The 26612-nt window shown below is 27.6% G+C and carries 31 protein-coding genes; 4 read left to right on the forward strand and 27 right to left on the reverse strand.

Annotated elements, in window-relative coordinates; all coding sequences use genetic code 11:
- The 4 genes from ACY1IQ_RS19155 to ACY1IQ_RS19170 form a co-directional block, all read right to left on the reverse strand.
- Window positions 1-726 (reverse strand): FtsX-like permease family protein (locus ACY1IQ_RS19155; protein WP_461615487.1); only part of this gene is annotated, 726 nt, incomplete at its 3' end.
- Window positions 713-1477 carry an ABC transporter ATP-binding protein gene (locus ACY1IQ_RS19160; RefSeq protein ID WP_461615488.1) on the reverse strand — a complete coding sequence of 255 codons (765 nt, stop codon included), beginning with the start codon at window positions 1475-1477 and terminating at the stop codon, window positions 713-715. The genes ACY1IQ_RS19160 and ACY1IQ_RS19155, both read right to left, overlap by 14 nt.
- A 269-nt stretch (window positions 1478-1746) precedes the next feature.
- Window positions 1747-2550, reverse strand: coding sequence for a sensor histidine kinase (locus tag ACY1IQ_RS19165; RefSeq protein WP_461615489.1), 804 nt, complete (start codon window positions 2548-2550; stop codon window positions 1747-1749).
- Between the two features lie 218 nt (window positions 2551-2768).
- Window positions 2769-3425, reverse strand: coding sequence for a winged helix-turn-helix domain-containing protein (locus ACY1IQ_RS19170; protein WP_461615522.1), 657 nt, complete (start codon window positions 3423-3425; stop codon window positions 2769-2771).
- A gap of 164 nt (window positions 3426-3589) precedes the next feature.
- Between ACY1IQ_RS19170 and ACY1IQ_RS19175 the strand changes: the two genes are divergently transcribed.
- On the forward strand, window positions 3590-4294 hold the full coding sequence (locus tag ACY1IQ_RS19175) for a 5'-methylthioadenosine/adenosylhomocysteine nucleosidase (RefSeq protein WP_461615490.1): 705 nt from the start codon (window positions 3590-3592) through the stop codon (window positions 4292-4294).
- A gap of 422 nt (window positions 4295-4716) precedes the next feature.
- Here the strand turns inward: ACY1IQ_RS19175 and ACY1IQ_RS19180 are convergent, their stop codons facing one another.
- The gene (locus ACY1IQ_RS19180; RefSeq protein WP_039629872.1) at window positions 4717-4881 is read right to left on the reverse strand and encodes an aspartyl-phosphate phosphatase Spo0E family protein; all 165 of its coding nucleotides are present in this window, start codon (window positions 4879-4881) and stop codon (window positions 4717-4719) included.
- A 488-nt stretch (window positions 4882-5369) separates the two neighbouring features.
- Here ACY1IQ_RS19180 and ACY1IQ_RS19185 point away from each other — a divergent pair, with 488 nt between their 5' ends.
- Window positions 5370-5696 (forward strand): YmaF family protein, encoded by a 327-nt coding sequence (locus tag ACY1IQ_RS19185; protein WP_461615523.1) that lies wholly within the window; start codon window positions 5370-5372, stop codon window positions 5694-5696.
- Between the two features lie 161 nt (window positions 5697-5857).
- Here the strand turns inward: ACY1IQ_RS19185 and ACY1IQ_RS19190 are convergent, their stop codons facing one another.
- Both ACY1IQ_RS19190 and ACY1IQ_RS19195 read right to left on the reverse strand, forming a co-directional pair.
- Window positions 5858-6442, reverse strand: a complete 585-nt coding sequence (locus tag ACY1IQ_RS19190; RefSeq protein ID WP_461615491.1) for an ATP-dependent Clp protease proteolytic subunit — start codon at window positions 6440-6442, stop codon at window positions 5858-5860.
- A 489-nt stretch (window positions 6443-6931) separates the two neighbouring features.
- Window positions 6932-7132 carry a hypothetical protein gene (locus ACY1IQ_RS19195; protein WP_461615492.1) on the reverse strand — a complete coding sequence of 67 codons (201 nt, stop codon included), beginning with the start codon at window positions 7130-7132 and terminating at the stop codon, window positions 6932-6934.
- Between the two features lie 76 nt (window positions 7133-7208).
- Here ACY1IQ_RS19195 and ACY1IQ_RS19200 point away from each other — a divergent pair, with 76 nt between their 5' ends.
- Both ACY1IQ_RS19200 and ACY1IQ_RS19205 read left to right on the forward strand, forming a co-directional pair.
- On the forward strand, window positions 7209-7658 hold the full coding sequence (locus ACY1IQ_RS19200; RefSeq protein WP_461615493.1) for a MarR family winged helix-turn-helix transcriptional regulator: 450 nt from the start codon (window positions 7209-7211) through the stop codon (window positions 7656-7658).
- A gap of 253 nt (window positions 7659-7911) precedes the next feature.
- Window positions 7912-8631, forward strand: a complete 720-nt coding sequence (locus ACY1IQ_RS19205; protein ID WP_461615494.1) for a DUF169 domain-containing protein — start codon at window positions 7912-7914, stop codon at window positions 8629-8631.
- A gap of 144 nt (window positions 8632-8775) precedes the next feature.
- Here ACY1IQ_RS19205 and ACY1IQ_RS19210 read toward each other — a convergent pair whose 3' ends face one another.
- The 20 genes from ACY1IQ_RS19210 to ACY1IQ_RS19305 form a co-directional block, all read right to left on the reverse strand.
- Entirely contained in the window at window positions 8776-8928 is a 153-nt protein-coding gene (locus ACY1IQ_RS19210; RefSeq protein WP_461615495.1) for a hypothetical protein, read from the reverse strand.
- 384 nt (window positions 8929-9312) lie between these two features.
- A complete protein-coding gene (locus tag ACY1IQ_RS19215; RefSeq protein ID WP_461615496.1) occupies window positions 9313-9552 on the reverse strand; it encodes a PepSY domain-containing protein in 240 nt (79 codons plus the stop codon).
- 383 nt (window positions 9553-9935) lie between these two features.
- Window positions 9936-10241 (reverse strand): spore coat protein, encoded by a 306-nt coding sequence (locus tag ACY1IQ_RS19220; protein WP_461615497.1) that lies wholly within the window; start codon window positions 10239-10241, stop codon window positions 9936-9938.
- Between the two features lie 4 nt (window positions 10242-10245).
- Window positions 10246-10461 carry a hypothetical protein gene (locus ACY1IQ_RS19225; protein WP_461615498.1) on the reverse strand — a complete coding sequence of 72 codons (216 nt, stop codon included), beginning with the start codon at window positions 10459-10461 and terminating at the stop codon, window positions 10246-10248.
- A gap of 424 nt (window positions 10462-10885) precedes the next feature.
- Window positions 10886-11557 (reverse strand): manganese catalase family protein, encoded by a 672-nt coding sequence (locus ACY1IQ_RS19230; RefSeq protein ID WP_461615499.1) that lies wholly within the window; start codon window positions 11555-11557, stop codon window positions 10886-10888.
- 132 nt (window positions 11558-11689) lie between these two features.
- Complete coding sequence (locus ACY1IQ_RS19235; RefSeq protein WP_461615500.1) at window positions 11690-12160, reverse strand: DUF1259 domain-containing protein; 471 nt, start codon at window positions 12158-12160, stop codon at window positions 11690-11692.
- 494 nt (window positions 12161-12654) lie between these two features.
- Window positions 12655-13530, reverse strand: a complete 876-nt coding sequence (locus ACY1IQ_RS19240) for an alpha/beta fold hydrolase (protein ID WP_461615501.1) — start codon at window positions 13528-13530, stop codon at window positions 12655-12657.
- Between the two features lie 403 nt (window positions 13531-13933).
- Window positions 13934-14806, reverse strand: coding sequence for an aminoglycoside 6-adenylyltransferase (locus tag ACY1IQ_RS19245; protein ID WP_461615502.1), 873 nt, complete (start codon window positions 14804-14806; stop codon window positions 13934-13936).
- A 199-nt stretch (window positions 14807-15005) separates the two neighbouring features.
- Window positions 15006-15824 (reverse strand): alpha/beta fold hydrolase, encoded by an 819-nt coding sequence (locus ACY1IQ_RS19250; RefSeq protein ID WP_461615503.1) that lies wholly within the window; start codon window positions 15822-15824, stop codon window positions 15006-15008.
- Between the two features lie 312 nt (window positions 15825-16136).
- A complete protein-coding gene (locus ACY1IQ_RS19255; RefSeq protein WP_461615504.1) occupies window positions 16137-16583 on the reverse strand; it encodes a GNAT family N-acetyltransferase in 447 nt (148 codons plus the stop codon).
- A gap of 249 nt (window positions 16584-16832) precedes the next feature.
- Window positions 16833-17012, reverse strand: coding sequence for a hypothetical protein (locus ACY1IQ_RS19260; protein ID WP_461615505.1), 180 nt, complete (start codon window positions 17010-17012; stop codon window positions 16833-16835).
- A gap of 160 nt (window positions 17013-17172) precedes the next feature.
- Entirely contained in the window at window positions 17173-17511 is a 339-nt protein-coding gene (locus ACY1IQ_RS19265) for a hypothetical protein (RefSeq protein ID WP_461615506.1), read from the reverse strand.
- A 300-nt stretch (window positions 17512-17811) separates the two neighbouring features.
- Window positions 17812-18048: a hypothetical protein gene (locus ACY1IQ_RS19270; protein WP_461615507.1), complete on the reverse strand. Its 237-nt coding sequence runs from the start codon at window positions 18046-18048 to the stop codon at window positions 17812-17814.
- A gap of 217 nt (window positions 18049-18265) precedes the next feature.
- Entirely contained in the window at window positions 18266-18631 is a 366-nt protein-coding gene (locus ACY1IQ_RS19275; RefSeq protein WP_461615508.1) for a hypothetical protein, read from the reverse strand.
- A gap of 218 nt (window positions 18632-18849) precedes the next feature.
- Window positions 18850-19371: a GNAT family N-acetyltransferase gene (locus ACY1IQ_RS19280; protein WP_461615509.1), complete on the reverse strand. Its 522-nt coding sequence runs from the start codon at window positions 19369-19371 to the stop codon at window positions 18850-18852.
- 475 nt (window positions 19372-19846) lie between these two features.
- Window positions 19847-22102, reverse strand: coding sequence for an ATP-binding cassette domain-containing protein (locus tag ACY1IQ_RS19285; protein WP_461615510.1), 2256 nt, complete (start codon window positions 22100-22102; stop codon window positions 19847-19849).
- Window positions 22083-22544 (reverse strand): MarR family winged helix-turn-helix transcriptional regulator, encoded by a 462-nt coding sequence (locus ACY1IQ_RS19290; protein ID WP_461615511.1) that lies wholly within the window; start codon window positions 22542-22544, stop codon window positions 22083-22085. Before ACY1IQ_RS19290 ends, ACY1IQ_RS19285 begins: the two co-directional genes overlap by 20 nt.
- Window positions 22545-22837: 293 nt before the next feature.
- Window positions 22838-23794, reverse strand: a complete 957-nt coding sequence (locus ACY1IQ_RS19295; RefSeq protein WP_461615512.1) for an alpha/beta hydrolase — start codon at window positions 23792-23794, stop codon at window positions 22838-22840.
- Between the two features lie 153 nt (window positions 23795-23947).
- Window positions 23948-25471: a cell wall-binding repeat-containing protein gene (locus tag ACY1IQ_RS19300; RefSeq protein ID WP_461615513.1), complete on the reverse strand. Its 1524-nt coding sequence runs from the start codon at window positions 25469-25471 to the stop codon at window positions 23948-23950.
- Between the two features lie 196 nt (window positions 25472-25667).
- A complete protein-coding gene (locus ACY1IQ_RS19305) occupies window positions 25668-26612 on the reverse strand; it encodes an SPFH domain-containing protein (protein WP_461615514.1) in 945 nt (314 codons plus the stop codon).

The following is a 26612-nucleotide window of genomic DNA, read 5'->3' on the forward strand; positions in this document are numbered from 1 at the left end:
ATAGGTAGCTAAAATTACTAATATTAGTGCATTTAATGTTTTATTAAAATTATCTGCTGCTAAATAAGCGTTTCTGTATCCTAATATAATAATAATTACAGAGATTACTGCTATAGCATAGATTAAAACACCTATTTTAGGCATCTTATCCTCTTTTTTTGCAGCATTAAATAAATCTATAAGTTTACAATTTGCTATATTTATAAATCCCTTTAAAGACATGAATAAAAATATAACTAAAAAAATCAATATTGTACTACCTATAGAATTAAATGTTATATCAAATTTACTTTCTACCTGAAAACCAGATGCCTTAATTACAATCATTTGAAACAATTTAGTAGAAAAAATTCCAATTACTATTCCTAAGAATATTGAAAATAAACCTAAAAGTAAAGTTTCAAAAAAGAATATTCTTCCTATTTGATGATTATCAATTCCCATAAAAGCATATATTCCAATTTCCTTTTTTCTTTGTTTTAAAAATATGTTGGTAGAAAACCATATGAAAAACACAAGGAATACTATTAACATAACAGTTATAGTCTTTAACATTATAGAGCAATAGCCTGCTCCCACCTTGTCAAAATTTTTTATAGTTTCACCATATCGTAGACTCTGAAAATTGAATAAAATTGCTACAGAAACTGTCATTGCTATAAGATGAACATAATATACTCTAATATTATTTCTGCAGTTTCTTAATGCCATCTTAAAAGAGTTCATTATTTCTACCTCCTAAAGAAGCAAGCAATTCTAATATTCTTCCATAGTATTCCTTTCTTGATTCATTTCTATCTAATCTTGAATAGGTCTTACCATCTTTTATTAATAAAACCTTTTTACAAAAACTAGCTGCAAAAGCATCATGAGTAACCATTATAATTGTAGAATTAGTTTTTTCATTTAATTTTGATAAGCAATTTAAAAGATCTGAAGAAGACTTAGTGTCTAATGCTCCTGTTGGTTCATCAGCAAAGATTATACTAGGAGAAGTTATAATTGCTCTTGCTGCTGCGCCTCTTTGCTTTTGTCCACCTGATAGCTGATAAGGATATTTTTCTAAATGATCATTTAAGCCGAAAAAATCTGCAAGCTCAGAAACCTTCTTTTCTATTTCTTTATGATTTTTTCTTGATAGTGCTAATGGAAGTGCTATATTATCTCTCAATGTCATATTATCTAAAAGATTAAAATCTTGAAAAATAAACCCTATCTTATCTTTTCTTAATTTGGATAATTCCTTATTGCTTAATTTACCGATGTCTACTCCATCAATAATTATGTTTCCCTTTGTCGGCTTGTCTATAGTTGACATAAGATTTAACAGAGTTGTTTTACCTGCTCCAGAAGGTCCCATTACCCCTAAAAAATCTCCTTTTTTAACCTCCATATCAATATTATCTAGTGCAACAGTAGTAAAACCTTTTATTCCATAGTTCTTAGTTAATCCCTGAATTTTTAATACTGAATCCATTTTTAATACCTCCAAATATACACAATTGAGAATTGACTATTGACAATGGACAATTATTGATACTTCTCTTTTATAAGAGAAGTTTTAAAGTGATTTTTTTGAAGTAACACAATCACTTTCATGGAAAAGTCCATTTGAAAAAATTAATTTACAAAAATTGATTTCAATAATAATTCTACATTTTGCATAGTTTATCTATTCTGTACTTTAAGTTTAATCTAACAGAAAAACATTTTCCCTCTCTTTAGATTACTTTATAGCTCTTAAAGTTACATTTTTGTAATATTAAAATAATCTGATATTTTATAAAAACTTATGATGAATTCAGTAAATTCATTTTCTTTTGATACTACTTTCATTTTATGCCCTAGTTTATCTGCCATCTTCTTAGAAAAATATAATCCCATCCCTGTAGATTTATAGGTTTTTGCTCTTCCATTAGTACCTGTATATCCTTTATTGAAAACCCTTTCTATATCCTCTTGTAATATTCCTATACCATTATCTCTAATATGAAGGTTGATGATTTTTTCATCTTCATCGCTATAAACTTCAACTTTTCCATTTGCTCTAGAATATTTAATAGCATTATTAATTATTTGATCTAGTATATAAAGAATCCATTTCTTATCTGTAAGAACATTGAAATCTAAATTACCAAGTTCTAAATCAATTTTATTGGTTATAAAAGAATATGAGTTCTTTTTGACCCCTTCTCGTACAAGCTTTTCTAAAGATAGTTCCTGTATTAATAAATCTTCCGAATAGCTATTTGCTCTAGTACTATATAATACTTGGCTCACTAAAAAATTAATTTTATCCATTTGATTTTTTATATTTCTTGAAGCCTCTATATCTTCTAATCTATCTGTTATAAGATCACAAACAGAGATGGGGATTTTTATTTCATGAATCCATTTTGAAATATATTCATTAATTTCATCTATGTTTTCCTTTAAACTTTTAATTTCATCATATTTTATTCTATCTTTTAAAATTAGAATATCTCTTATAATTTCATCTTGAACTAATTCTCCCTTTATATCTAAAGACCCTATATCACTAGATTCCATTATTAGCTTTTTAAATTCTCTATATCTTGTATTCCATTTCTTATAGGAAATCAATATGTATATAATAAATATTGAAATTACTAAAAAATTTATATACAAAATATCTATTAATACCTTATTTATATTTGTATTACTATATATAAATAAATTTAAAATTATAAGTATTACTATTTGGCAATAGATAAAGAGTTTATTTTCTTTTAAATATTTATAGATATTCATTCTATTATATATCCTAAGCCTTTCTTAGTTTTTATAAAATTCTCAATACCTATTTCCTTAATCTTTGTTCTAAGCCTATTGATATTTACAGTTAGAGCATTGTCATTTATAAATTCATCATTCTCCCAAAGACTTATCATAAGTCTATCTCTTGATATTATTTTTCTTTGATTTTTCATTAATACAACTAATATTTTAAGTTCATTTTTAGTAAGCTCTAGCTTTTCATCTTTATATATTAAAATCCCTTTCTCTATATCTAATATAACATTCTTATAACTTATAAAATGTCCCTTCTCATCTCCATAGGAATAGGTCCTTCTTAAAAGAGCATTTAATTTCGCTATCAAAATATCTATTTGAAAGGGTTTATTTATGTAGTCATCTCCCCCATTGTTAATTGCCATAATTATATCCATATTAGAATCCCTAGAGGAAAGAAAAATTATTGGTACTTTAGATATTTCTCTAATTTTTTTACACCAATAAAATCCATCAAAATAAGGTAAATTTATATCCATAATAACTAGATGAGGATTAATCAATATAAATTCTTCAATTATATTTTCAAAATCCTTTAAAATCTCAACATTAAACTGCCATTTACTAAGAGCTAACTTTATCTCTTTAGATAAATTGCAATCATCTTCAATTAAAGAATGCTATACATATCCTTTCCCCCTATATACTTAAAATTTTCATTTTATTTAGTTTAATATATTAATTTTAACATTTATATATATTAAACTATGATATACTCATATATAAAATATATCATAACTGTTAATTATTATGTAATGTTAAGGGGAGATGATCTTTGCAAACAACTATAGGTATCATTGGAGCAATGGATTTAGAAATTGAACTTATCAAAAATAGCATAACCATATTAAAGAAAGAAATTTATGCTGGCTTTAAATTTTATATTGGAGTTTTTAAAAATGTAAATTTGGTGTTGACCTCTTGCAGCATTGGAAAAGTTAATGCTGCAGCTTGTACTCAAATATTAATTGATAAATTTGGAGTTACTAGTATAATTAACACTGGTATAGCAGGAAGCTTAAATAATAAAGTGAAAATATGTGATATAGTAATCTCCAACAATGTTACTTATCATGATGTTCGTAAGGAGCAGATGAAAGGATGGTTTCCTTTTGTTGAGCATTTTGAAACAAGTAACTTATTAGTAGAAATTGCTATACAAGCTTATAAAAACATGAAGATAAAAGAATTCAATTATCATGTTGGAAGAATTGTAACTGGTGAAGCTTTTATATCAGATAATAAATTAAAAAATAAAATTATAGAAGGCTATTCCCCTCATTGCGTTGAAATGGAAGGTTCCGCAATTGGACATGTAGCCTATATTAATAAAATTCCTTTCATTGTGATTAGAAGTATTTCTGATAATGCTGATTGTGAGGCACATATTAGCTATAATAATTTCGAGAAAATATCAGCTAATAACTCCAGTAATTTAGTATTGAATATGCTCAAAATAATTAATGATAGAATTGATTAAAAATCATATTAAATATTTAAAATTCTATAGGTTTTCAATATGAATATTTAATATGTTCATTATTGAAAACCTATTTTTTATCTTTTATAACTCGTTATAAATTGAATTATAAAAGATAAAGCATACAAATAAATTCCCCCTTAGTAAATTTTATCCTCAATTCGTATTTTTAGCTATTAGTTCTCAAATTTCAAGGAGTCAAACTATTTTTATAGGAAATTTATATTTTAGATTATACTTTAAATTTTCACGTTGTATCCATACAAGCAAGCTATCTTAAAAATTAATGTATAGCTAACTATAGCTACACCCTTAAGTATTTCAATTCACAATGCAAAATTCTCAATTGAATAAGGTACTTGATTAAGAATTTTATCTTAATCAAGTACCTTACCTAGTTTCTAGTAATTGAGTGATATATACTACTCACTCATCAAAAGTCTATTGTACTGGTTCAGTAGCTTGTCTAATTCTTGACTAATTTCTACTAATTCACTGTTGGTCAATGTTTCACTTTGGTTCATTAACAAATGCATTAAGTTTCTCAGTTCTTCAATCTTTTGTATTATTTCCTGTTTTTCTGACATAATATCCCTCCTTTCATTATGTAAACTATATTAAATGAAAAAATGGATATTATGTTGTTATAAATTTAATAAAAATACATTTCATAAATTAGCTTTTAAATATATAAAAAAAAGATAGGCTTAAAACCTATCAGAGGAAAATATATTATTTATAAAACCTTTTATATATTTTCTATATCTTTCTTTTTATAGCTTTCTAACTATTCACATAGTATCAAAAGCTTATTTTATGAATATTTATATATAAGAAAGTGTGTTCGTTAGATGATAGTTTAAGGCCTAAATATTATTACTATAACAACGTATATTAGTAATCCTTAAACTCTTTGAAAGTACTAAATTACCTTGACAATTGGAAGACGGCATCTATGGATTTGCTTTCTTTGCTCACATCTCTCACACCTTTCTAAATAATTTAATTTTATTTACTAAACAGCATATAAGGAGGTACCGTCATGTTAGATGAAGGCTCAAACTCTAAAGATTATATAGAAAATACTGATGATTGCCAAACTCACGTTCATGAATTCTTAGGAAGCACTATGTTAGCTGAGCAAGGAGAGGATAGGCATAATCATAGATTTGCTGGTGTTACAAGCCAAGTTATTCCTATAGGTTCTTCTCATATTCATGCTATCTTAGTGAATACTGACTTTTTCTTAAATCACCATCATGAAGTAGGTATAACTACAGGACTAGCTATTGATGTTGGTAATGGTAAACATGTTCACTTAGTAACAGGTGTTACTACAATAGATGATGGTCATAATCATCCATTTGTTTTCACAACACTCATTGAAAGTCCTTTGACTTAATAATAAAATTGGGAGGTTTTCACCTCCCTTTTAAATTTAAATATTGTTTATGTACAATTTAAGATATTTGTTAATATGTTTATAATCATAAATATTAATAAAAACAACAAGCCTTAATTTATAAGACTTGTTGCTCTTATATAGATTAATATGATAATAAACTATAAATTTGTTAGCTCGTCATATTTTGAAATAACTTTATTTACTATTCCATAATCAATTGCTTCATAAGCATTTAACCAATAGTTTCTATCTGTGTCTTTTTCTACTTTCTCTAATGATTGACCAGTAGCTTCACTAATTATATTGTTAATTCTCTTGCGTACTCTTAATATTTCTTCTGCTTCAATACCAATATCTGTAGCTTGACCGTTAAATCCACCTAATGGTTGATGTATCAGATATCTTGTATTTGGTAAAGAATAACGATTTTCCTTTTCAGCTGCAAGGTAAATTGTAATAGCAGCACTTGAAACCCAGCCAGTACCAATTACAATAACAGGTGGCTTAATAAACTTAATCATATCATGAATTGTATCACCAGCTTCAACATGACCACCTTGACTGTTGATAAATAATTTTATTGGTTCATCTCCCATTTCTTGTAGAATTAAAAGTTGTGTAGTTACTTTTTCCGCTAAAGCTTGATTAATCTCTCCGGAAATTACAATTGATCTAGATTGCAATAATTTTTCTAGCACTAAACTTGAAGTTTCTTTTTCTTTTTTTTGCTCTTCATTATTCATAATATCATTCTCCTATCAATTAATATATTTAAATCTAACGATAACAATCTAGTTATCATCAGTTATTTTAATTTAATTAATTATAACATAATAAACCAAAAATTGTTAATGATAAGTTAAAAATATCAACTTAATTGCTTACTTTTCTTTATATGTTTAAATATATTATTGTAGGAAAATTGATTAAGATATGATTATTTAAATTATAAAAATTAAATTATTAATATTTAAAGAATATTAGATACTATACTTTTTTAGTGTAGGAAAATAAAAGAGATTTACTATGTATAGTCTCTAATGACCCATCCTTTTTATAATATCAATATGTTAAATTTCAATTTTTTTAGTTGTCATCTGCACGTGCCATTATTTAAATACATCATATATTAAATTTAATAATAAACTTTATTTACTTATTCTACAACTATTTAAGTCTTCCATTTATAAAATAAAAAAGTAGCTCCTATTTCTAATGTCCCCGTTCTTATTTTACCTTAATATATCAATTTTGATTTGATTTTTTAATTCTTTTAAATTATTTTCATACTCTTTTATTACTTCTTTTATTTTAGCTTCCTGATATTCATCTATTGTTTTACAATTCATATAGTTATCAATTTTAAACAAATCCTTTCCCCTAGTTACAGTTTCGTTGGTACTAAATCTTTTAGTAAGACAAAATCTATACAAAATAGTTGCAAATACATTCTATTTATGCTACTATAAATTTACTTTTAATTGTATATAATTTTGAAAGGATGTAAAAATGAGAGAACTATTTGGAAAATATATCACTGTGTTAAATAGATATCAACAAATATTGATTAATCATAAATTAAAAGAATATGAACTGGGTAGCGGGCAATATTTTTTTTTAATTAACATTTACCAAAATGAAGGTATATCCCAGAAAGATTTAACTTCGCTAGTAAAAACGGATAAAGCTACTACAGCAAAAGCTTTAATAAAACTAGAGAAACATGGTTATATCTATAGAATTACTGATAACGAAGACAAAAGATATAATAAACTTTACTTAACTCAAAAAGGCTCTGAATTTATGCCAACTCTCATGAATATTTTATACAATATAACTGAAAGTTTTATGGATGGTATAGATTCTCAACGATGTAATGAAATGCTAGAAACTTTGAATATGATTTTAGGCAATGCAGAAACATTAGTAGAGTTATTGCGAAGAGAAAAGAAAATTTAAAATCTTACACCTATATTTTTTAGGTGTAAAAATTTTAACAAAATAGTTGCATATACATCCTATTTTTATAATAATAAAGAACTGTGATAGGTAATAAAATAATTTTTAATATGAACAGAGTTAATTCAATTTTTCAAAATCTTTTGTATACCATATATCTATTTCACTATTGCTATTCTGTTTTTACTATAAATAAAAATGACAATTATATATAAAAAATCAAATATATAATTAATAAAAGGAGGCTATTTATATGGAAACCAAAGAACTTATGAAGGAATTAAATATGAATTTTCCGCCATTATCAATTATTCAAAGTGATAAAGAGATTGAAACATGTAAAGAAAGATTAATAGGATGCTCTATGAAAATGCTTAACAAATCAATAAATGGTGAAACCATTCTTGTAAGCTGCGATAACTTAACCTGCAGAGGCGCTAAGTCAGGATTTGGTTTTTATGATGGATTACCTGATATTCCCGGTGGATTTGGGTATTTCTTGTCCTGTGGTCGAGGTGAAGGCTTTCCGAAAGGAGAAAAATTAAAAATAGATTCGGAAACAGGAGTTAGAATGTTGGAGAACCAACCCAAAAATGTATTAAATCAAAAGGCACATATAATTATTAAACCCTATGAAGAAGGCGATAATCCTTGCACTGTAACATTTTTTGTTAACCCTGATCAGCTTTCGGCACTTATACAATTATTTTATTTTAGACGAGACACATATGATGAAGTCATTGCTCCTATGTCTTCCGGCTGTGCATCTGTATTTAGAATACCTTTTAATGAAGCTAAGAAGGATAGTCCAAGAGCTGTAATTGGAAATGTAGATGTGTTTTCAAGACCTCATTTTGATAAAAATCTTTTTAATTTTACGGTTTCTTTTAGAGATTTTCAAACAATGTTGCAAGATGCAGATAACTGTTTTTTCAGTTCTCATATTTGGAAAGGCGTTAAGTCCCGATTGTAACTTATAATGTTCATAAACTATTGGACTGATTACTAAAAATTTGCAAAAATACGAACTAAGTTAACTTAGTTCGTATTTTTTATTTCTAAAATTACTGTATCCAATTATCCTTTTTTCTATAACCCCTTACCTTTTCTCTATATTTTAAAACACTAGTATTTTAAAATTTGTACTTTTGCCTTCTCTTAAATTTAAACCATCTCTTGGAGTTACTACTCCGTACTTACCATCTAAAAAATAGGAGTTATTATTAGACATAGGTTTACCTATGATTCCCTCTCCAATTTCATTGGTCATTTTTTCTGTACCTACTTTTTTATAAGATTCTATGTCTATGCTATCTATAAAAACAACTCTATTAATATTACTTTAGCTTTTGTATCTCTAAGTGTGTAAAGTTTACTGCCATCTTTTATTCTCTGTTTATACCTTCTTTACTTTATACAATATTCTATATCATCATAAAGTAAGTAATATGTTCCAATTTCCTTACACTCCTTCCATTTCCCACACAGAGTATTAAAAAAGGAATATTCATATTTTAAGTTGCATTTGTTCCATCTTGTATAAAGTATTATTTTCTTTTTACGTCCTTGTCTCGCTTTTAATTATAAAAAAATAACCTTGTTAAATCCTTCTTATATTAGTATTTTTCTATCAATTGCTTAAGACCTTCTTACTTTACTCAGACCTCTCACTGATTCCAAGTACTTTCCCTGTCCTGGTATCTACTTTTACTTCATACATTCCAATAGGAGTTCTTATAGTAACTTTATAAATTAATATATCATTCTCAGTACCTAATCCAACTTCTACTAATTCATGAGGAATATATCCTAAAGCAATTTGGATAGCTTCTTCAGGACTAATTCGATAAGTTCCCCGATAATTATCCCATAATTTATAATAAAAACCACCCATTATATTAATCTCTTCCTTTTTAATAATTATATTATTATTGTATTCAACTCCTTAATAATTGGTGCTTTTTAACAATATATAATTCTAAACTTCTTCTATCTAACAATTCCATCTACTATTTTAAACTATCCTTTTAATCCTTTCTGCAATCTTAGCATCTAAGCTAGATATTGTTTTATTGATTAATGTAATTATTATAGTATGTATTATCCTACAATAATCAACTATAGTTAAATTTAATTTATGTTTAAATTAGCATATTGTAATCCATAATAATTTTTCTTCTTTTTTGATTAACTTATTGATAATATCTCACTTTCTACATATAAAAAAAGCCCTATTAAGAGCTCTTTTAAACTACTTATAATATATTTAACTTTATACTATTGTTCAGTTTGACTAATTACAGTTTTTGATTCATTATAAGTATCAGTCAATTGTTGTACAGGTGAATTGTAAGGTTTAACCCAACCTTGAGTTACAGCTAGTTCTGTAAGAGCAGTATGTCCTCCAACTATTTGATTTAAACCAGCAGAATATATGGATCTCAATTCTGGAGTACTGCTTGTTAACGTAGCATTAAGATATGCATCAGCTGCAGCTTTTCCAGAAGCAAGCATATTTGTAGAAATAACTTCATCATTAATATCAACGTTATTTTTAATTAGATTTCCAATTAAATTTGCCATTCTATTATACCTCCGCCATAACTGTTACTTGATTTTCATTAATAAACTGTTGTAATCCTTTTATCCTACCCTCTGTTGCTAATACGCTAGATTCACCTTGTCTTCTTAAGTTTTCATCTGTTATTAATGCATTTACTGCTCTTTGTACAACTAATCCGTCTTGCTCCATCTTCAATAGTGATGTTAAAGATAGCAATTCTGCTTCTGAAAGTTTTCTCATATTCTTACCTCCAATAAATATAATTTTATACGCTTATATTATGTGATTTTTAGGAAGCTAATAGTCATGTTAAGTTTATCCAATTAAATAAGTATTATTAAAATTATATCATCTGTCCCATATATTCTTTCAAACTATTTCTAACCTTCTGTTTATTAATTTTCTGTGAATAAAAACATACTAAATATCTTTCCTACCTTACTCGCTTTTTAACTTCTTTCGTTAATAGTGTAAATTCATTTTTACAAATTCTACATCTACATCAACTATAGATATTTAGTATATTCCCACCTTACTTTTAATCTTTTATATAAAAAAGAGCCCTATTACAGGCTCCTGATTATCTATTCTTTGAAAATTAGAAATATACGTATAGTTTTTTTAGACTATTATTTAAAAATATAATCTCTTATTATTTTGTTAATTATCTTCTCGGATTTTCAAATGAAGGTGGAGTTGGATTTGGAGCCTCATGCTCTGATCCTGGATTAGATAAATTAAAGTAAAGTTTAGAGTCTTCTGTAACTCCAAAATCTTTATTTGAACCAGACTTTTGAACTTTATTTAATGCTTCTCTAAATAAAGCATTGTGGGCTTCTTCTCTATTAAGTAAAAAATCAATTGTTGCTCTTACTTCCTTATCTTCAATTTGACGATATAGATATTCATATACAACTTTTGCTCTTTGTTCAGATGCTATATTAGATAATAAATCTGCAACTAAATCTCCAGTAACAGTTACATAATCTGATGTCCATGGTGCTCCAGAAGAATTAATTAGTACAGGCGATAAACCACTCTGTACATGGGTCTGGATTTCACCATTATTAACCTTTTCATTGTCCACATCATGACCATTTAGTAAATTTATTGTTTGTGCTACCATTTCCATGTGGCTTAATTCTTCTGCACCAATATCTAGGAACAAATCTTTTATCTCAGGATCTTTTATTCTAAAACTTTGAGAAATATATTGCATTGCTGCTTTAAGTTCACCATTACCTCCACCTAGTTGTTCTTGCATTAATATAGCATACTGTGGATTTGGTCTTTCAACTTTTACTTCATGCAATAATTGTTTTTTATGTTCAAACAAAACTAACACCTCCGTATTTTACATTCTATGTTATAATTTCCTATAATTATATTAATTATTCTAAATACTATAAAAATAGGAGTAAAAAAGCACTTATCTAAGTAAGTGCTTTAATATAATTTAAAATTTATATTATCTTTTTAATGCAGAAAGTGCTTCTGCTATTCTTCTAACAACATCTATAGAATTATCAGTTGATCCAAATCTTCGCAATACACAAAGTGCTTCTGCTACTTTTCTAGCAAAATCTATAGGATCATCAATTGATTCAAAGTGAATATACATAAGCCTTGGATCATCAAATAGCCAGTGATTATGAAGTGCAGTAACTAATATTCCATTTTTTCTTAAAATAGATATAAAGTCATTTATTTCTTCTTGAAGAATAACTGTCTCACCTAAATTAAGAGTTCTACCTTCATTATCAGGTGATTCAAATGAAAATAGTGCTGATAATGCTAATGGAGAATGAGTTCGTCTTCCTAATATTTCTGCATCAATATCTCTCATAAACGTTACTGTACAAACATCGTTAGCTGTACTTAAAATCTCTGCTCCAAGTATTCTAGCAAATTCATTACAAAGTTGACAAAAATCACTCATATTTATTTCCCCCTATTTTTTAGCTCAAGTTTTTCAAAATTTTTCTTAAAAAATTTTACTTTCTATAAACATAATATGAAGCTTATTCATAGATGTGTATAGCCTCCACTCCGTATCTAAATAAAAATGTGAATAAAAAAGCACCTAATTTCCTAGATGCTTTTAATTATTTGAATTATTTACTTGCTTCATATTCTTTTACTTTAAAAGATTCCATCTTATGATGTTTTATTATTTTATACTCATTCTTTATATTATTCTATTTCCTAACAAATGGCTTTTCCCAAATTACACAAGTTTTTTCTAGTATCATAAATAATTACTAACTTATAAGCAAATTCTTAACTCATTATTTTCTCTTTATTACTTCATAAAATTTTTGTATTGCGACGTAAAAACACCCCAAAATTCAATTCATGAATAATTCGGTGCTTAAGTAAATCGTTCATTTTTTCAGTTGTAACATTAAATAAGAAGACTGCGTAGTTATTAATCTATCTTAAGCTCTGTACATTTTCATTTATAAATGATAGTATTGCATCTATAAACGACTGCTTATCCTGCATATAGAGCGCATGTCCAACACCTTCTATTTCAATGTGTTTTACGTTACTGTTTAATGTTTTAATTAAATTTATATCATTGTCCCTAATTAAACTTCCTTGGTTTGAGTCCCCCTTTATAATTAACGTAGGACATTTAATTAAAGGGAATAATCTTTCCACATCATAGTCTTCATAGGTATTATCAAAATCATCTATTATAGCAGTAAGCATATTAGTGTCATTTTGTTTTAAATTTTCAGCCATAAATTTAAACCAAGGATGATTTTCCCCATAAGCCTCGGCAGCAGAAATTGTTCTTTCTCCTCCTGGCATTGGAACTTGCATTGCTTTCAGTTTTTTTACGATTTCACCAATTGATAAGTTTTTTGACCATTCTCTCCAAAGCATAGTCATTTCCTTTTGACTTTCTGAGTGACTCCTTAATACATCCAATGATATTGGTGAATCTCCTATTATTAACGCCTTTACCATGCTAGGATAGTATGCTGCCAACAAAATAGCTATCATACCACCAAGTGAATGGCCTATTATTATTGCTGGCTTTTCAATACATTTTTCTATAAATTCTTTAACATCAGGTACATAATCCTGTATTTTATACATTTTTTCTGTGCGACCTGACTTTCCATGTCCTCTAAGATCTAACGCATAGACATGAAAGCCTACTGATAAATCATCAATTATATCTCTAAAAGTTTGCCACCTAGAAGATCCACCGTGTAGTAGTAATATAGAAATATCAGAAGTTCCTTTCTCCACATAGTTCAAACTTACTTGTCTTGTATTAAAAGTTCTTTCTTCCATATTTATCCCTCCAGACATTAAATATTATTATACTACAATATCTAATGAACTATCAGTCTTTAAATTATTGTAATTTTATGGTATAATATATATGTGAAATTACTTCACACTTTCTTACCATTGTGTATTAATTTCTTGTAATTATATCATCTTTAGCTAATTAGTTCCATGCAATCTTAATTGAATGAGAATTTTTATACCATTTTCACCGCATTATTCAATTTTCAAAGATCATTGTTCTTATTCTCATTTCAAAGTAGTTATGTCCCACTTTAATCAAACTATGACATAAAAAATACTGTAAAATTCAAGTTTAAATAATACAGTATTTTAATTAATTTTATTTTTAAATTTATCTTCAGTAATATCCCAAGATTATTAATTAGTTACCCTTAAATATTAACTAATATATTTCTTTTGCATCTTTTGGCAATAAATAAACATCTTTTAAAAACTTTAAACTATTATTTGCTTCAATTTCATTATATATAATACTCATGTTACATGATACTTCATTGGCAATATCATTAAATAAATTACACATAATAAAAACTGATTTCCAGATATCTTTTATGTTTCCAGAAGGATATGTTTTCAAAAATGTACTCCATTCCTTGTTTTCCAACCACCTATACATATACTTTCCTGATTTTCCAATATTAACAGTAAAATCCATTTTGAATCCTATTTTCCATTCTAATAAACGTATTAATTGAGGACGAACACAATAATTTATCATATCCATTACATATGGTATTTCTTCTCGCCATAATCCCTTTGCAACATTATTTAAGCTCCACCAATATTCATTACAGGTATCAAAAAATTGACGCTCTGTTGGTTTCTTTACCCAATAATCTTTATCAGTTTCTTTTGGTATCTTAGGTAAACATTTATCTTTATCAAGTAGTATTCTACAAAGACTGTCCTCTTTAATTTCTCTTAGCACATGTGATAATGTAGACACATGCAAATCCAAACGATTTCCATCAGTAAATTGAATAAGCCATCCATAACAATTGTCTACATCATTTAGATAGTAAGAACTTTCTTCAGGATACTGCATATATAATCGTTCGCCAAATTGGTCAATCCAATTTTTCTGCTCACGAAATGATTTTGTTTCCTCAACAACATACACGATATCATAGTCCTGAAAAATATCTTTTATAGCATTTGGATTTGTTCTGGATCCATTCATAATAACTGCACGAATTCTTTCATCATTCTTTGCAATATCTAATATTAAATTAAACATTTCTTGTTCCGTACGCATTTTAACCTCCGAAAAGATAAATATTTTTAATTCACAGCATACAACTAATTATAATAGTATTATAAATTATTTATTAAAGTTAATATAAAGTCTAAAATACTTTAAAATAAGGCATAAAAATATCATAAATTCAACTTTGAATAATACAACACTTTAAACAATTATTCGATTTTTATATTTATTGCGTTAAATAAGAATATTATGATTCACCAACTCTTATAAGCCATTCATTAACTAGTGAATTGAATAATTCTTCTTTTTCTATCTGTAAATTATGTCCTGATTCATCCAATACAGTGAAAGTTGCTCTCGGAAAATTCTCTAAGATATTCCATGCATCCTTATATCCTACACAGGAATCTTGTTTACCTAACAGTATAAGAGCAGGTTTATCAAATTTTTTATTTATCTTATCTACATCAAATGAAAATTCATAGCCATTTTCTTTAAGACTTTCTAAAAATTTAATATCTGCCATTTTAGCACCAGATATTATTTCTTTTTTATACCTTTCATAGATTACGTTACTTTGAATCACTGCCATAGAATTAAATTGTTCAGCAGCTTCCGATGTCAATTTAGACAATACCGTATTATCTTTCACTAAAATAACATGTTCAGGAATATTTCGTTTTTTATTATCTGCTATTATAAGTGGACAAATTAATAAAACCCCATCTACCTTATCTGCCATTTTGTAGATTATTCCTCTTGATATATAGCCACCATATGACTCGCCTACAAGTAAAAAATTTTCATTTGGAATGATCTTTTTAATAAAATCAATTACAATTTCAAGCATAATATCAGAACTAGTAATCCACTCTGCACTCTCTGATTTGCCCATGCCTGGTAAGTCAATATATATTCTTTTATAAGTATCTTTAGTACTAAATATAGGTTCCATACATCCAGTCATTAATCTGTGATCTAGGGAATAACCATGTAGCATAACAATTGGCTTTCCATCTCCTATTATTTCATAATTTATAGATATATTTTGTATCTTGCACTCCATTTTTTTCCTCCATTTTATATAGTACATATTTTTTACATCTTCAAACCGTCATAGGTTAAATTTAACATAAATGCAACAAAATTGTATTTATGTTTGAATAACATGGTACAATATGATTATTCATAAATACCATGTTATTCAATTTTCAAAGAACATTATTTTCATATCTAATATCTATATATCTGTTATATAGTTTAATCAAATTACGCCATAAAAAATGCCGTATATTCACATTGAATAATGCGGCATTTTAGTAAATTATTCGTTTTTTCAGTTATGACTCTAAATAAAAAAATTATTAGTTAAATATATTTACTTTAATTTCATATGAAGTATAGGAAATGGATTTCCTTGTTCATCAAGCTCCGACCTTTTAAATATATCAAATCCCATATGTTTATAGAATCCTACACCTTGTATATTCTGCTCATTTACATCTACATATTTTATATTTAAACTATTTATTGCGTATTCTACAAGCCTTTTTCCTATGCCTTTACATCTACATTCATCACTTACAAATAACATTTCAATCTTACCATCATGCACACCCATAAATGCTTGTATAGTACCTTCATCATCTCTTATACACATAAGTTTACTAACATAATAAGCTCCTTCTTTAACTTGAGGTTTTATTGATATTATATCCTTTTCATTTAAAAAAGTATGCGTTGCTCTTACCGATGATTCCCATACATCTAATACATTATCCATATCTTCCTCATCAATATTATTTAGAATTTCTATATCAATCATATTATATATCCTCCTTAAACTGTTTTAGGGAATTCTTAATTAAGTCAATAAAAATTTAGTTTTGTATTGATGTTAATACAAATATATTAATTCATAATATCTTACCATTTTGCCTTAATTAATGGTAATTATATCATAATTTATATAATCCCATATAGTTATTTCTAACACCGCATTATCCAATTTTTAAAGAGCATTTTTTGTATCTTAAATTTCAGCAGTTACTTAATAAAATAATCAAATTGCAACCTAACTCGTTCCTGTTCTTTTAGGAGAACATTGAGGTCTTGTTCTTAACTCACTTGAAAAAATCTCCAAATATTTTCCTTTGTTAAACTTGCAAATATGTTTATTTTTTAGGTATGAAGTCTTAATACTTCCACTGCTCTCTACCATTACAGAAGTATATTTATAATGCTCATATTTCACTCATAATTTTCCATTTTTTAAAAAGTTATAACCACGCTGGTCAAGTGTCCTTTATAATACATTTGAATTGTGACGTAAAAACACCGTAAAATTCTAACTTGAATAATACGGTGTTTTAGTAAACCATTCATTTCTTCAGTTATGACTTTAAATAAGAAGATTATGCATCTGGAACTTTTATATATATATACCAGTTTCCACCCTCATCTTGCTTTAAAATAAAATATATAAATTCATCTTGACCAGTATATTCTTTGTATTGATAAATATTAAATTGATGCTCACCATCCTTTGTGGCATTTTTTGTATCAGTTATTATTACTTTATCCGCTACTGATTCACCGTCTCTTGATACTATAAAATCATAAATTACCTTTCCAGGTCCATTGGTATAGTCTGTTATTACATTTTTTCTTTTACTACTTTGACATCCTATCAAGGCAAATGTAGTAAAAACTATAATTATTAAGCATACTACTCTTATATAATTTTTTTTCATTACATTCATACCTCCATGAAAATACTTCACAGTTTTTACTATTGTTACTTAACTAGTAGCAATTATATCATATTCAAATGTAAAACAACTATACTTTCTAATACCGTATTTATTCAATTTTCAAAGAACATTGTCTGTATTTTCATTTTCAAGAAATACATCACCTTTTAATCAAATTACGGCATAAAAAATACCGCATATTCACGTTGAATAGTACGGTATTATGAATAGAATATCTGATTATATAATGTGCTACATAAAATAAGAATGCTGTATCTGAACATTTGATTAAAGTTTATTCTAATCTGAAAATTCACTAAGTAAGACTTTTAATTCTTCCTTACCATAAAATAACCCATCACTAATAAATTTTTCAATCTCAACAGTGCCATCTTCCATAAACTCTATTTCCCATCTTTGTCCCGGAACTGCAACTTCAATTATAATACATTCTGATCTTATCTTATTTAAACGATAATATATATTGTTTTCATCTAAAATATTAAGAAATTTATTTATATCATTTAAACTATTCATATCCAAATAACTCCTTTTATAAAATCTATTATTATACGATTACCATTTAATTAATATTAAAATTATTATGTTATATATATAACATAATAATTTTAAAATACCGCAAATTTACTTATGAATACTACGATATCTTAATATATTATTTTATACTTATTTTTTCAAATTGAAATTTGTCTAGCTTCGAGTTATACTCATAATTTCACCGAAAAACTGGAAATTAATTTCTTTTACTAATTTCATCTGTTATTAATGATTTTGAAATATACATCGCTTTTATTATGTTCTTAAAGCGCTTGTGATGAGAGGTACCCTCATCAAATTTTAGCTGTGCTTTTTCACATTTGCTGATAACTGAAGATACTGGGCGTAGTGCTTCTATCAATTCTTCTTTTGTATATTTGTCCATAACATTTTCATCTGTTATTAATGATTTTGAAATATACATCGCTTTTATCCTGTTCTTAAGGAGTGTGTGCTGAGAGGTACCCTCCTCAAATTTTGGCTGTATTTTTTCACACTTACTGATAGTTGAGGATACAACTTGTAGTGCTTCTATCAATTCTTCTTTTGTATATTTGTCCATAGCATTTCACCTCAAATTCATAATTTATCTAGCTTGTATTATAATACAATTATTCTTAACCGAAAATAGCTCACTGACAAATTCTTATTTATCTATATGTCTTATAAAAATAATTTTTACTTAAAATTATTTTACTATTACAAATCAATTATAACATATTTTATAATAAGTAATCTTATAAGAATATTGTGCAAGAAACTTACTGTAGATTCTTCTTATTAGCGGAGGTTAATCCAATATATTTGTTGTTCTTTACCTTCATGGAAATTTTCGCCTATTAATATACCACCGCAACTCATCGCAGTCTGACTTGAAGCAATATTATCTTTATCACAGATAATCATTACTTTTGGAATTTTCATATCTTTTGCAATTTCTAAAACAATTAATAATTGTTGCTTACCATAACCTTTTTTTCGCTCAGTTGGACGAATGCCATAGCCTATTTGCCCTCCATGTTTTTCTAATTCATCAGTTAAAAAGTGACGGAGTTGAATAGTACCTATAATTCTATTATCAGATTTTCTTACAGAAAAGAATGTGCTGGCATGAACATTATTGTGAAGTTTATCTTTCTCAATTGAAAGAACAATTTCAAGCCATTCATCAAAATCATTATAACGAGCTAGACCACAACTGCCATTGATATTAGTTTCCTCAAAGTCTAAATACTCTTGTTTGTATTCCAGAATTTTTTCTTCTAAAACCTTTGATGGGTTTACTAAAATTAATTCACTCAATTTAATACCTCCTAATATAAATAATCTGTAGTTCGCCTTATAATACAACTATGACTTAACTCAGAAAGAAAGTTTATCATATTTACCACTTTTTTGCACCAATTTTCAATATACTTGAGATAACTTTTATTTTTTAATACTGTATTATTCAGTTTTCAAAGAACATTGTTCGTAGTCTGAAATTAAAACTTACGTCGCATTTTAATCAAATTGTGTAATAAAAATACTATAAAATTTACTTTTGAATAATACAGTATTCCAAGCAATAATATTTTTAATTTTTATTTGACTTTTGTATAAAATCCAATATTCTTTCTTTCAAATTTAAATCATTGATCCAAAATTCCATATTTTTTCTTATTATTATAAAATAATACATGAGCTGTGAGTTATAATTAATTCATAATTTTTTTATGTTCATTAAAGGAAGGCATAATGACTTCCTTTAATAATATGCAACAATCAAAATTGATATCTATTCTTTTGATATATATTCTAATAATCTTTTTCCAGTTAAGGATGAAGAACAGTTTATTATATTTTGTGGATATCCCATATATACCAGTTCTCCACCATTAAAGCCTCCAAGAGGCCCTAAATCAATAATCCACTCAGCATGACACATGATGCTCAAATTATGTTCTAGTGCAATAATTGTTTTTCCTCGTTCAATTAATTTGTTTAATAGTACTATCAACTTTTTAGTATCTGCCTCATGTAAACCAGTACTTGGTTCATCAAATATGTAGATCTCACCAGTATCATTTAAAAGTGTTAAAGCAATTTTTAATCGCTGAAGTTCTCCTCCTGATAATGTATCCAACGACTGTCCAAGTTTTATATAGCTTAGATTTACTTCTTGAATAGTATGTAATATTTTCTTAATTTCTTTGTCTGTAAAAACAGTTAAAGCTTCTTCCACTGTAAGGTTAAGAATATCACTAATTGTATATCCTTTATATTTATAACTCAAAGCTTCTTTACTGTATCGTCTTCCGCCACATAAATCACAAGTTTCCTCTACATCATCCAGAAAGGCAAGGTCTGTTTTAATTATTCCCATACCTTTACATAAAGGGCACGCTCCTTTTCCATTATAGCTAAATAATGAAGGTGATTGATTATTTGCTTTTCCAAACACGGTTCGAATTTTATCAAAAAAGCCAATGTACGTAGCTAATATTGAGCGAGAAGATGTATACACTCTTTTTTGATCTAAAAGGATGCTATTAGGATAACTATTTATGAAAAGACGTGTAATCAATGTACTTTTACCTGAACCGGCTACTCCTGTTACAACTGTCAAGGCATTTTTAGGTATTTTTACTGATATATTCTTTAAGTTAAACATATTTGCATTATTAAGTTCATAAAACTCAGTGAATTCTTTATTTATCATGTTTATTTTATGTTTTTCAGATAAAGCAAGTCCCGTAATGGTATGACTATTTAATAGCTCTAAATAGGTTCCTTCAAAAAGAATTTCCCCACCATGAATTCCTGGCTTTGGCCCCATATCAATTATATGGTCTGCTATCTTTATCACATCAGGATCATGCTCCACTATTACTACTGTATTCCCTTTATCTTTAAGCCCCTTAAATATCTTATTTATACCAATGATATCATGAGGATGTAATCCAGTACTAGGTTCATCAAATATATATAAAATATCACTGAGACTACTGTTTAAATGCTTTGACATTTTAATACGTTGAGATTCTCCTCCAGATAATGTATTAGTAGTTCGATTTAATGTCAAATAATCTAATCCAACTTCTTCTAATGTACTTAAACGCTGAAAAATATCATCAATCACCGTCTGAACTTCTTTTTCATGGATTGTCTGAATAAAAGATTTTAATTCCTTTATTGACATATTCACACAATCACCGATTGATTTTCCTTTAATCTTACAAGATAAAATCGTATCATTCAATCTTTTTCCTTCACAGCGAGGACAAATCTGTTCTTTAATAATTTCTTCAATCTCTTCTTTGTATTGTTTTTGTTCTTTTTCTAAAAATGAAGTTCTAATTCGAGGTATAACACCAATATACTTAGCTGTTTTATGCCATTTTTCTGTAGGGTTATCTGGTATTTTTTCTTTTTCATAAAGTAAAGTATTGAGCTCTAAATTAGAGTAATCTTTAATAGGTCTTTGAATATCAAAATATCCAGATTCAGTATATCGAGTTAACCTCCATCCTCCTGGTTGAAATGTAGGAAATCTAATAGCTCCTTCAGCTAAACTTCTATCAAAGTCAATTAGTTTATTAATATTAATGTCCTTAACTACTCCTAATCCTTGACACTGAGGACACATACCATTTGTGTTGTTGAAAGAAAAGTTCATTGAATAGCCAACAAAAGGTTTCCCAATTCTAGAAAAAAGTAGACGCAACAAGGTGTAAATGTCGGTGACTGTTCCAACTGTTGAACGTGCATTCCCACCTATCTTTTTTTGATCTATAATAATAGATACAGGAAGATTATTAATCTTTTCAACATTTGGCCTCCCATAATGAGGTAATAGCTGTTGAATATAGGCAGAGTAAGTATCATTTAGCATTCGTTGGGACTCAGCAGCTAATGTGTCAAAAATCAGCGAAGATTTTCCTGAACCAGATAATCCTGTGACTATAGTAATTTTTTTCTTCGGAATCTTTACTGATATATCCTTAAGATTATTTTCATTTGCATGAAGTATTTCAATCATTTCTTCTGTCATAGTATCTCCTCTTCTCTTCAAATACTTTGCTTAATTTGATACACATCTCAGCAAACAATACTTGCTCATCTTTAGTTAAAGTAGTTTCAGCAATTTCTGCTAAATATTCATGTCCTTTCTTAGTATTCTTTAAAAATTTGAATCCTTTATCTGTTAATTCTGTCCAAAATTCTCGTGCGTCATCATTAGGTTGTTTCTTTTGTTCAATATAGCCTATTTCCTTAAGTCCCTTCAATGCCTTAGATATTTTAGAACGTGAAGCACCTAGTTTAATACTTAATTCTGAAGGCAAACTTCCCTTTGTTCGATATAACAACTCTAATAAATCGTACTGAAACCAAGAAATATTTTCTGGATTTACTCTATTTCTCTCAGCAACAAGTTCGCATTGAAGTGTTGATAAGCCTTCTTCTAATTTAGAATTATATAATTTTTCATTCATAAACAATTACCTCTTTAATATAAAATAGTTTCCTTTTAGAAATTATTTTATCACTTTAATAAAATGATTGCAATAAGGAAACTATATATGATAAAAATTAAGTGCTAGCTTTTTAATCTTGTAATAAGCTAGCACTTATAACCTCATCAAAGGCATATATAATTTGTTATTTTGTCTTTAAGTATGTTACAAAAGTTATCAAAAACCAAGTAATTTTAATTTGTTTGATATTATAAATATGTATTAACTCTAGTTTTAATTTAAACACTTGTAGTTGTTAGCATTAATATCTTCTACTTATGCTTCTCTATTAGTTTTTTTATTTCATTATTCACAACATCTAGATTATATTGATGTATAGCATGATCTGCTCCATTAACAACTATTTGTTTGCTATCTGTTGACCATTCTTTTAAGGCTATCTGACTGTTATCCCATTCAGGATCACTAGGAGCAGTTAGTATTCTAATTGGTAAGCTACCTAAATGACCATTTTCTAATACAGTCTTTGCGTTAGCTTTTGCTCCATTACCTTCATCTATAATATTTTTGTTATACATAGTTTTTACTGCCATTCCTAAATATATTTGCTTTAAATCATCAGGTAATAACTTAAGTTTTTTTGAAAAGAAATCTGTATGATAAAGTGCTAATCTTGCTATACCAGTAGACTTTAGAAACTTATACTTAGCTACTGTACTATTAGCAATTTCCAAGCCATTTTGGGCATAGTACTCAGGATTGCCACCATCTATCAATATTAACGTAGATACTTCATCTTTATAAAGCTGTGCAAATCTTATCATTTGCAATGATGCATATGAGTGTCCAACTAATATATAGGGAGATTTTTCTCCTGATTCAATAAGTGCAGTGTGCATTTCTTCTACAATAGAATCTATATCTCTTGATCCATCTGTTACTTCACTCCATTCATGTCGTGGTCTATCATAAGTAACAATTCTAGTATAATTGAAAATTTCCTTGTAAACAGGATAAAAATCTGCATAAGAGCTTGGCTCATTTAATCCTCCAGTGAAAACCACAGTAGAATTTCCTTCACCTTTGCTAAAAACATTAATTTTATGATTATTTACCTCAACCATCTTACCCACTGGAAGATAGTTTTTTTCATCCTTGTATCCACCTATTCTTTCATATAAACAGCCTATTAATAAAATAAAAATGACAAAAGTAAAGCCTCTCAATAAATATTGTCTAAATCGTTTTAGACCTTTTTGTTTAGTCATTTTTTTCTACTCTTGCTAAATTCATTTCTCAAATCTCCCTCAAACTAATTTTGATAATATACAAAATTGTTTTACCTCTAAAAAGTTACCTTAACTAACATAAATACTCATTACTTCATACTTATTACATATTATCTATTGTTACAATATTTTTTATTTAACTAGACTCCCTTCGTTGAATTCAATATCTAGCACACCACAAACAATAGCTTTAGCTATAGTATTTAGTCCATATTCATTCATAATAGCAACATCTTTTACATTGTCAATAAAGCATACCTCAATATAAATAGTTTCTGCATCTGTTCCATTTATTAAGGCTAGTTCTGCATTCTTAATGCCTCTATTTCTAAATCCTAATTTGCTCATATTTTTTAATACTCTATCTGCTTCTGGTACATACTTACCTTGATATGTAAATATCTCTGTACCATATCCAATACCTAAATGACTATTAAAATGTATGACAATATTCATGTCGGCATTTACACTATTACATAGTATAACTTGTTTATTAAGACTTTCATCTAAAGTAGTAGCATGATCTACAATAACTAAATTCGTCTGTTGACCTTTTGATTTAAACTCACTATCTAATTCTTTAACAAGCTGTCTAGTTAAAACTTCTTCTTTTAAACCATTTACGCCACTAGCGCCTGTATCTGCTCCAGTAAGTGTATGTCCTGCATTTAAATTAAACATTTTAACTCCCGATTTAAATTTCTGTATTGCCGCTGTAGAAACAACACTTTCCCCCCCTAAGACAATTAAGTTAGCTTGTGTATTGTATTTTTTAATACTTAAGGTTGCATTATCTGGAGTATTTGAAATAAGTACCATAGGATTACCATTTTTAGATGCTAATGCACCTCCTGATAAAGCATCTGGAAAATTTATTCCTGTTGCAATAAATAAATTAGAAAAATCTAATTTATCTTTAAATTTATCTAATAATATTTTATTAGTTTCATATCTATTACTTCCATATAATCTTTCAGCATTAGGAAATTTATTAAGTACATTATCAGATATAAGTGATGTTCCTCCAACTACATATGTCTTTGTAATAGAATTATTACTTATTAGATTTTCCAATGATGAATCTAAACTATAGGTTGGATTTAATAATATAGGCATTTGAAGCTTAGCCGCAATTGGTCCTATTGATAATGCATCTGCATAATTTAAGCCGTAGGCAACAAAAATACCATTTTCTACTCCTACCTTTTTGGCAACCTCAACTGACGTCTCATATCTACCTTGGCCAGAAATTCTTTCAACTTCAATATTCAAATCTTTAATTTCATTTTCAACTTCAGTACCTACTACACCAGTTCCACCTACTATAAATACTTTTTTAACGCCTAATCTTTTTATTTCACTTAATGTATTACTATTTAGTTTATTTTTTTCTGTTAATAGTATTGGTGCTTCATATTTTTTAGCAAGTGGAGTAGCACTAAGTGCATCTGGATAATCACTTCCTGTAACTAAGACCGCATATTCACTATTTATCCATCCATCTGATGAGACTGCTTTTGCAGTTTCGTATCTCCCTTCACCATATAATCTTTTTATTTGAGTTTCTGCATTAACATTTAAAGTAAATAAATTAGTAATTATTAAAGTTAATGCAATAAAACAGTATATAAATTGTACTTTTCTATTCTTTCTCATAAAACCACCTCGACTTAACATTATTCTACATTTAACTGCCTTTTCCTTTTATAAAATTAAAAAATAAGGTAATCCTATTATAAAAACTACCTCTAATGTATTTTTTACAATTAAATACTGAATTACATTGTATCAAGGTTATCACTTATACTAAAAAATAAAGCTAGCTCAAAATTGAGCTAGCTTTTATTTTTTATTATTTATCTTTTGTCATTTTTATTGTTTCAGCTATAGCAGATATACTACCTAATGAAGATAATGTGTCTACAGGTAATATTAGCTTATTAGCTGGGTTTTTAGATAATTCTTTTAATGCTTCTACTTGTTTTAAAGCTATTACAGTTGCATCTGTACCTGAATCAAGTATAGCCTTATTAACTTTTTCTATAGCCTCAGCATCAGCTTTAGCAATTAATTCAATAGCCTTTGCTTTACCTTCTGCCTCTAATAATTGAGACTCACGTAAACCTTCTGCTCTTCTGATATTAGCCTCTTTTTCTGCTTCTGCTTGAAGAATTTTAGATTGCTTTTCACCTTCTGCTCTAGCTATAGCACTTTGTCTATCTCCTTCTGCATTAAGTATTGCCGCTCTCTTATTTCTTTCAGCTTTCATTTGTTTTTCCATCGCTTCTTGAATTTCAGCTGGTGGAACTATATTTTTAATTTCTACAGATAATATTTTTATTCCATAAGCATCTGTAATAGTATCCACAATAGTTAATAACTTGAAGTTTATAGTATCTCTACCTGCTAATACCTCATCAAGTGTCATATCTCCTATTATATTTCTCATATTAGTTACTGTTGAATACATTATACCTGAAGTGTAGTTTTCAATGTTATAAACTGCATCCTTAGCATTTAATACTTGATAGAATATTACATTATCTACTGATATTTTAACGTTATCTTTTGTTATAACGTTTTGAGGTGGTATATCAAGAATTTGTTGTTTCATTGATATTTTTGCTCTTACAAAGTCAGCAAATGGAATTGTTATATGCCATCCTGGTTCTAAAACCTTGTAGAATTGGCCAAATCTTTCTAAAATGTAAACATAGCCTGTGTTTACAACTTTTACTGATAATATTATAAGTAATAATACTATTACCAGTACAGTTAAAAAACCAAAAAGAATCAT

Source organism: Clostridium sp. Marseille-QA1073 (genome assembly GCF_054863625.1).

What these genes read in the sequence shown, in the direction of transcription:
- ACY1IQ_RS19160 (WP_461615488.1), bottom strand. Translation starts at nt 1,477, where the DNA reads ATGGATTCAGTATTAAAAATTCAGGGATTAACTAAGAACTATGGAATA.
- ACY1IQ_RS19165 (WP_461615489.1), bottom strand. Translation starts at nt 2,550, where the DNA reads ATGGAATCTAGTGATATAGGGTCTTTAGATATAAAGGGAGAATTAGTT.
- ACY1IQ_RS19180 (WP_039629872.1), bottom strand. Translation starts at nt 4,881, where the DNA reads ATGTCAGAAAAACAGGAAATAATACAAAAGATTGAAGAACTGAGAAAC.
- ACY1IQ_RS19190 (WP_461615491.1), bottom strand. Translation starts at nt 6,442, where the DNA reads ATGAATAATGAAGAGCAAAAAAAAGAAAAAGAAACTTCAAGTTTAGTG.
- ACY1IQ_RS19200 (WP_461615493.1), top strand. Translation starts at nt 7,209, where the DNA reads ATGAGAGAACTATTTGGAAAATATATCACTGTGTTAAATAGATATCAA.
- ACY1IQ_RS19205 (WP_461615494.1), top strand. Translation starts at nt 7,912, where the DNA reads ATGGAAACCAAAGAACTTATGAAGGAATTAAATATGAATTTTCCGCCA.
- ACY1IQ_RS19210 (WP_461615495.1), bottom strand. Translation starts at nt 8,928, where the DNA reads ATGACCAATGAAATTGGAGAGGGAATCATAGGTAAACCTATGTCTAAT.
- ACY1IQ_RS19215 (WP_461615496.1), bottom strand. Translation starts at nt 9,552, where the DNA reads ATGGGTGGTTTTTATTATAAATTATGGGATAATTATCGGGGAACTTAT.
- ACY1IQ_RS19220 (WP_461615497.1), bottom strand. Translation starts at nt 10,241, where the DNA reads ATGGCAAATTTAATTGGAAATCTAATTAAAAATAACGTTGATATTAAT.
- ACY1IQ_RS19225 (WP_461615498.1), bottom strand. Translation starts at nt 10,461, where the DNA reads ATGAGAAAACTTTCAGAAGCAGAATTGCTATCTTTAACATCACTATTG.
- ACY1IQ_RS19235 (WP_461615500.1), bottom strand. Translation starts at nt 12,160, where the DNA reads ATGAGTGATTTTTGTCAACTTTGTAATGAATTTGCTAGAATACTTGGA.
- ACY1IQ_RS19240 (WP_461615501.1), bottom strand. Translation starts at nt 13,530, where the DNA reads ATGGAAGAAAGAACTTTTAATACAAGACAAGTAAGTTTGAACTATGTG.
- ACY1IQ_RS19245 (WP_461615502.1), bottom strand. Translation starts at nt 14,806, where the DNA reads ATGCGTACGGAACAAGAAATGTTTAATTTAATATTAGATATTGCAAAG.
- ACY1IQ_RS19250 (WP_461615503.1), bottom strand. Translation starts at nt 15,824, where the DNA reads ATGGAGTGCAAGATACAAAATATATCTATAAATTATGAAATAATAGGA.
- ACY1IQ_RS19255 (WP_461615504.1), bottom strand. Translation starts at nt 16,583, where the DNA reads ATGATTGATATAGAAATTCTAAATAATATTGATGAGGAAGATATGGAT.
- ACY1IQ_RS19265 (WP_461615506.1), bottom strand. Translation starts at nt 17,511, where the DNA reads ATGAAAAAAAATTATATAAGAGTAGTATGCTTAATAATTATAGTTTTT.
- ACY1IQ_RS19270 (WP_461615507.1), bottom strand. Translation starts at nt 18,048, where the DNA reads ATGAATAGTTTAAATGATATAAATAAATTTCTTAATATTTTAGATGAA.
- ACY1IQ_RS19275 (WP_461615508.1), bottom strand. Translation starts at nt 18,631, where the DNA reads ATGGACAAATATACAAAAGAAGAATTGATAGAAGCACTACAAGTTGTA.
- ACY1IQ_RS19285 (WP_461615510.1), bottom strand. Translation starts at nt 22,102, where the DNA reads ATGACAGAAGAAATGATTGAAATACTTCATGCAAATGAAAATAATCTT.
- ACY1IQ_RS19290 (WP_461615511.1), bottom strand. Translation starts at nt 22,544, where the DNA reads ATGAATGAAAAATTATATAATTCTAAATTAGAAGAAGGCTTATCAACA.
- ACY1IQ_RS19295 (WP_461615512.1), bottom strand. Translation starts at nt 23,794, where the DNA reads ATGACTAAACAAAAAGGTCTAAAACGATTTAGACAATATTTATTGAGA.
- ACY1IQ_RS19300 (WP_461615513.1), bottom strand. Translation starts at nt 25,471, where the DNA reads ATGAGAAAGAATAGAAAAGTACAATTTATATACTGTTTTATTGCATTA.
- ACY1IQ_RS19305 (WP_461615514.1), bottom strand. Translation starts at nt 26,612, where the DNA reads ATGATTCTTTTTGGTTTTTTAACTGTACTGGTAATAGTATTATTACTT.